The sequence below is a fragment of the Brachyspira catarrhinii genome (assembly GCF_005518285.1).
GTDB classification, from domain to species: domain Bacteria; phylum Spirochaetota; class Brachyspiria; order Brachyspirales; family Brachyspiraceae; genus Brachyspira; species Brachyspira catarrhinii.
Genome location: NZ_SJDU01000215.1, coordinates 1 through 4,063 on the forward strand (window position 1 = coordinate 1; position 4,063 = coordinate 4,063).

Annotated in this window: 5 protein-coding genes and 1 pseudogene; 4 read left to right on the forward strand and 2 right to left on the reverse strand. The window is 28.5% G+C overall.

Translation table 11 applies throughout. The annotated features are described in order from the left end of the window. Positions 1 to 394: pseudogene (locus tag EZH24_RS08225) on the forward strand (PD-(D/E)XK nuclease family transposase); the annotation flags it as partial. Positions 395 to 396: 2 nt separating this feature from the next. On the opposite strand, the gene EZH24_RS08230 reads toward EZH24_RS08225, so the two are convergent. After that, positions 397 to 1,596, reverse strand: a complete 1,200-nt coding sequence (locus EZH24_RS08230) for an ATP-binding protein (protein ID WP_137998664.1) — start codon at positions 1,594 to 1,596, stop codon at positions 397 to 399. A 147-nt stretch (positions 1,597 to 1,743) separates the two neighbouring features. On the opposite strand from EZH24_RS08230, the gene EZH24_RS08235 reads away from it, so the two are divergent. Continuing rightward, positions 1,744 to 2,292, forward strand: a complete 549-nt coding sequence (locus EZH24_RS08235) for a DUF2271 domain-containing protein (RefSeq protein ID WP_137998666.1) — start codon at positions 1,744 to 1,746, stop codon at positions 2,290 to 2,292. 21 nt (positions 2,293 to 2,313) lie between these two features. Then, positions 2,314 to 2,784 carry an ankyrin repeat domain-containing protein gene (locus EZH24_RS08240; protein WP_137998668.1) on the forward strand — a complete coding sequence of 157 codons (471 nt, stop codon included), beginning with the start codon at positions 2,314 to 2,316 and terminating at the stop codon, positions 2,782 to 2,784. Here the strand turns inward: EZH24_RS08240 and EZH24_RS08245 are convergent. Continuing rightward, positions 2,781 to 3,023 carry a hypothetical protein gene (locus EZH24_RS08245; RefSeq protein WP_137998670.1) on the reverse strand — a complete coding sequence of 81 codons (243 nt, stop codon included), beginning with the start codon at positions 3,021 to 3,023 and terminating at the stop codon, positions 2,781 to 2,783. The two genes, EZH24_RS08240 and EZH24_RS08245, sit on opposite strands and share 4 nt — an antisense overlap. A 213-nt stretch (positions 3,024 to 3,236) precedes the next feature. Between EZH24_RS08245 and EZH24_RS08250 the strand changes: the two genes are divergently transcribed. Next, the coding region (locus EZH24_RS08250; RefSeq protein ID WP_137998672.1) for a hypothetical protein at positions 3,237 to 4,063 on the forward strand (827 nt) is incomplete at its 3' end.

Consider the following 4,063-nt stretch of genomic DNA (forward strand, 5'->3'; position numbering starts at 1 on the left):
TCAAATGCATATTTTGGAAGTTCAAAGATTTATTGAAATAATTGAAAAATCAACTTTAGACGAATTAAAGAAAAATAGATTATTGACTTGGATGAAATTTTTTACAAGCAAAAATTTAAAAGCGATAGAAAAAGAGCTAAAGGAGGCAAACCCGATTATGACAAAAGTTATTGAAGAATACAAACGATTTACTTCTGACGAAAAACTTATGCGAGCCTATGACGCCCGAGACGCATTTTTATTAGGACAAAAAATAATGTTATCGAGAGAACGAGAAGAAGGCTTTAAAGATGGACAAATTGCAACTGCAAAAGCAATGAAAAAAGATGGAGCAAATATTAACTTAATCTCAAAATATACAGGCTTAACCGTTGAAGAAATTAAAAATCTATAAACCTACTGTATAAAAAATTCCACAAACTGTTTTGCGACTCTCGGACTCCTTCCCGCACTTCTAATAGCGTAGGCTTCCGCTTGTTTTATTAATTCTTCTTTGTCTATTTTTATATCGTTTTCTTTCGCGTAGGATAAAACTATTTCGCTAAATAAATCTCTATCGGGACGCTGAAATGTTATTATAGTTCCGAATCTGTTCGTCAAACTCATTATTTGCTGAATCGTATCTTCCACATGAATATCGTCTCCGTCTCTGTCGCCAAAATTTTCTTTTATCAAATGTCTATAATTGCTTGTCACATAAACGGCAATATTGTTGGGAAAAGAATTTACTCCTCCTTCCAAAACGGCTTTCAAATAAGAAAAAGTGTCGTCATTGGAAGAAAAAGTTAAATCGTCAATAAATATTATAAATTTTAAAGGACTGTCGCTTAAACTTTCAATTATATCGGTTATAAAATTAAGTTGATTTTTTTTGATTTCTATTAACCTTAATCCGTCATCTTTAAAAAAATTTGCAACCGCTTTTACAGTGCTGCTTTTTCCCGTTCCCGCGTCTCCGTAAAGAAGTATATTGTTCGCTTTTTTCCCTTCGAGCAAAATTTTTGTATTCGATATAACTTTATTTCTTTCGGCTTCGTATCCGTATAATTTTTTTATATCTTGATTATCTTTATGTTTTACGGCAATTATATTTTTTTTGTCGTCCAAAACAAACATATTGTTATCGTAAAATATTCCATACCCTTTTTTGTCGATATTTTTTATATGTTCAGAATATATTTTATAAAAATCAATCTCTTTAATTTCAAGTTCGGAGATTTTTTTTGAATATTCTTTTTCAAAAAGCGAAGAAAAATCAAAAGACGAAACATACTTAAAAAAGTTTAATTCGTTTTTTAGAATTTTTTTTAGATTGTTATTTATTTCTTTTTTTAAGATGCATTTATTTATATAAATATTGTCGTCTAAAAATATTTGAGATAAAATATAATCCGCCAAATTATTATCGCATTTAAAAAGTTCGGATAAAAATTCCGAGTATAAATCGATTTTTTTTATATTATCAATATTATCTCGAATTTCAAAATTTAAAAATTTGATTAATTTTTTTATAACTTTGGTTTTCAAAATATTTCTGAAAATTACTATACTTGAAAAACCTAATTTTATTTTTTCCAATTCGTTTTCTTTTTGCATGATTAAAATCCAATTTAAATTTATTTTTTCTATTTTAAATTCTTTTATAAAAAAGTAAATAATTTTTTATTAAAGTATATACATTTTATTTAAAAGTTATATAATTCTTAATATATAGAATTTATAAAAATTAAAGGAGATTAAATTATGTTAAAGAAAATTTTTATTATATTATTCGCTTTGTTTATAAGCGCTTCTCATGAATACTCTCAAAATAATAAAACCGTTCAAATCAATTTCGATTACACCAAAAGAGACGGATTTTCAAGCAATCAAATAGCGATTTGGCTCGAAGATGCGAACGGAAATTATATTAAAACGATTTATATAACTGATTTTACGGGCAGAAAATCGGGATGGAAAAAACGAAATCAATCTTTATCAAATTGGCAGAAAAAAGCCAACGCTATAAAAATGAGTCAGTCCGAAATAGACGCCGTTTCTAAAGCGACTCCGAAACAAGGAAATGTAAATATAATTTGGGATTGCAAAGATAATAACGGAAAGTTAATAAAAGACGGAAATTACAGAATAGTTGTCGAAGCCACAATATATCAAGACAATAATGTTTTATATACCGCAGAAATAAATATTGGAGATAAAGCGAATTCTCAAATCGCCATTCCTAAATATTCTAAATCGGAAGCTAAAGATATAGATATAATAAAAAATGTTAAAGTTAGTTTTAATCCTTAAATTTATATAATAGAGTAAGTTATGAATACAAATACTATAATAATAATCGTTATATTTGCCATAATAATATTATTTCCATCGCTTAAAAGAATTCTAAAAAATGTAAAAATAGAAGGTTCAAATAGCATTCATATCGCTTGTTTATACGGAGATATTAGAAAAATAAAAGAATTTTTAAACTCTGGCGTGAATATAAATTCAAAAGATTTTTCAAACAGAACTCCATTAATGTATGCGGCGGAAGACGGAGCGACTGAAATATTGGATTATTTGCTAAAAAACGGAGCGAATATTAACGAAATAGACATTAGAGGAGAGAGCGCTTTAATAATTGCCTTGAAAAATCATAATATAAACGCTGCAAAATTCCTTATAGAAAGCGGAGCGGATTTATCTATAATAAACGAAGAGGACAAAAACGCTTTAAATATCGCTCAAGATATCGATTCTACGGAGATTATAGAATTAATCAATAATAAAATAAATTCTTAATTATTATTATTTTGAGTTCTCGTTATATTCGTTGAACCGCAAATTGGACAGTTAGAAACCGAATCCTCTATAATATCGTCAATCTGGCTCAAATCGTCAAATTCCGATATATTAATTTCTTTTTCGTCCACAGCCCAAAAATTGAAACAGTCCTTACAATAAAAATGAATCAGATATTCTCTGTAGTTTGGATAATTTCCTTCGATTTTTCTATATCCATCTATTATATGTCGTTCCATTGACAACTCCAAAATGATTTTTTTATTTTTATTTATTTTCTCTTTCCATAATCTAATATTTTTTTATAAAAAGTCAATAACTTTTTTATTCGTTAATATTATAACAGATAAAAACCAAATTAATAAAATAAGTAAAATATAATAATTTATTTTTTTATTAAATATGATATAATTCAAATAAATTCATATTCAAAACGGAGATTAATATTCATTATGAAGAAAATACTTAATTTTATTATTATATTTGTTATTTTGACAATAAATGCATTCGGAGAGACTACGGTAGATTTTAGATTATTCACAAGTTCCTATGCTTATAACGGCGAAAATACATATTGGGAAGCGACAAGAACTACTTTAACCTATTTTGAAAATTTTACGGAAGGAGCATTCGATATAAAATTTAACGATTTGGTGAGTTTAAGAGTGGGAGCTTCAATATTTTTTCCTTTTACTTTTGAATTTCCGCAAGGCATAAGATTTTTTCCTATAGTCACAACTCAAGTTTCAAACGAATATATATCTTTAAGAATCGGAACTATGGTTGGAGGACATAATCTGCCCGCTCCAATAAGAGACCCTTTGATGAATATGACTCCCGTTGTGAGAGCGACTCCCGATAATACTTTGATAGCGAAAGGTCCCGAAGGCTATAAATATAACGAGCCTTTTACTCATGGATTCTACGAATACGGCGCTTCTTTCGAGTGGTTTAAAGGAGGACGCGGCGAAGCTTATATGAATTGGCAAATACAACATAACGCTGAACATAGAGAAAGATTCGATGTCGGAATAATTTACGCTTTGGATTTTATAAAAATATTCACTCCTTATATCGCGATTCATTATTGGCATAACGGAGGACATGAATATCCTTTTGTCGAAGGAACTCCCGCAATCACCGAAAATTATACGGGAGCGATTGGAATAAATAGCGAATATTTATCAATACTTTATACGGCTTCATACAATATACCCGACAGAGACAATAATATTACAAAATTCGGGCATGGATTATTTTTGAGAGGAATTATTCTCGT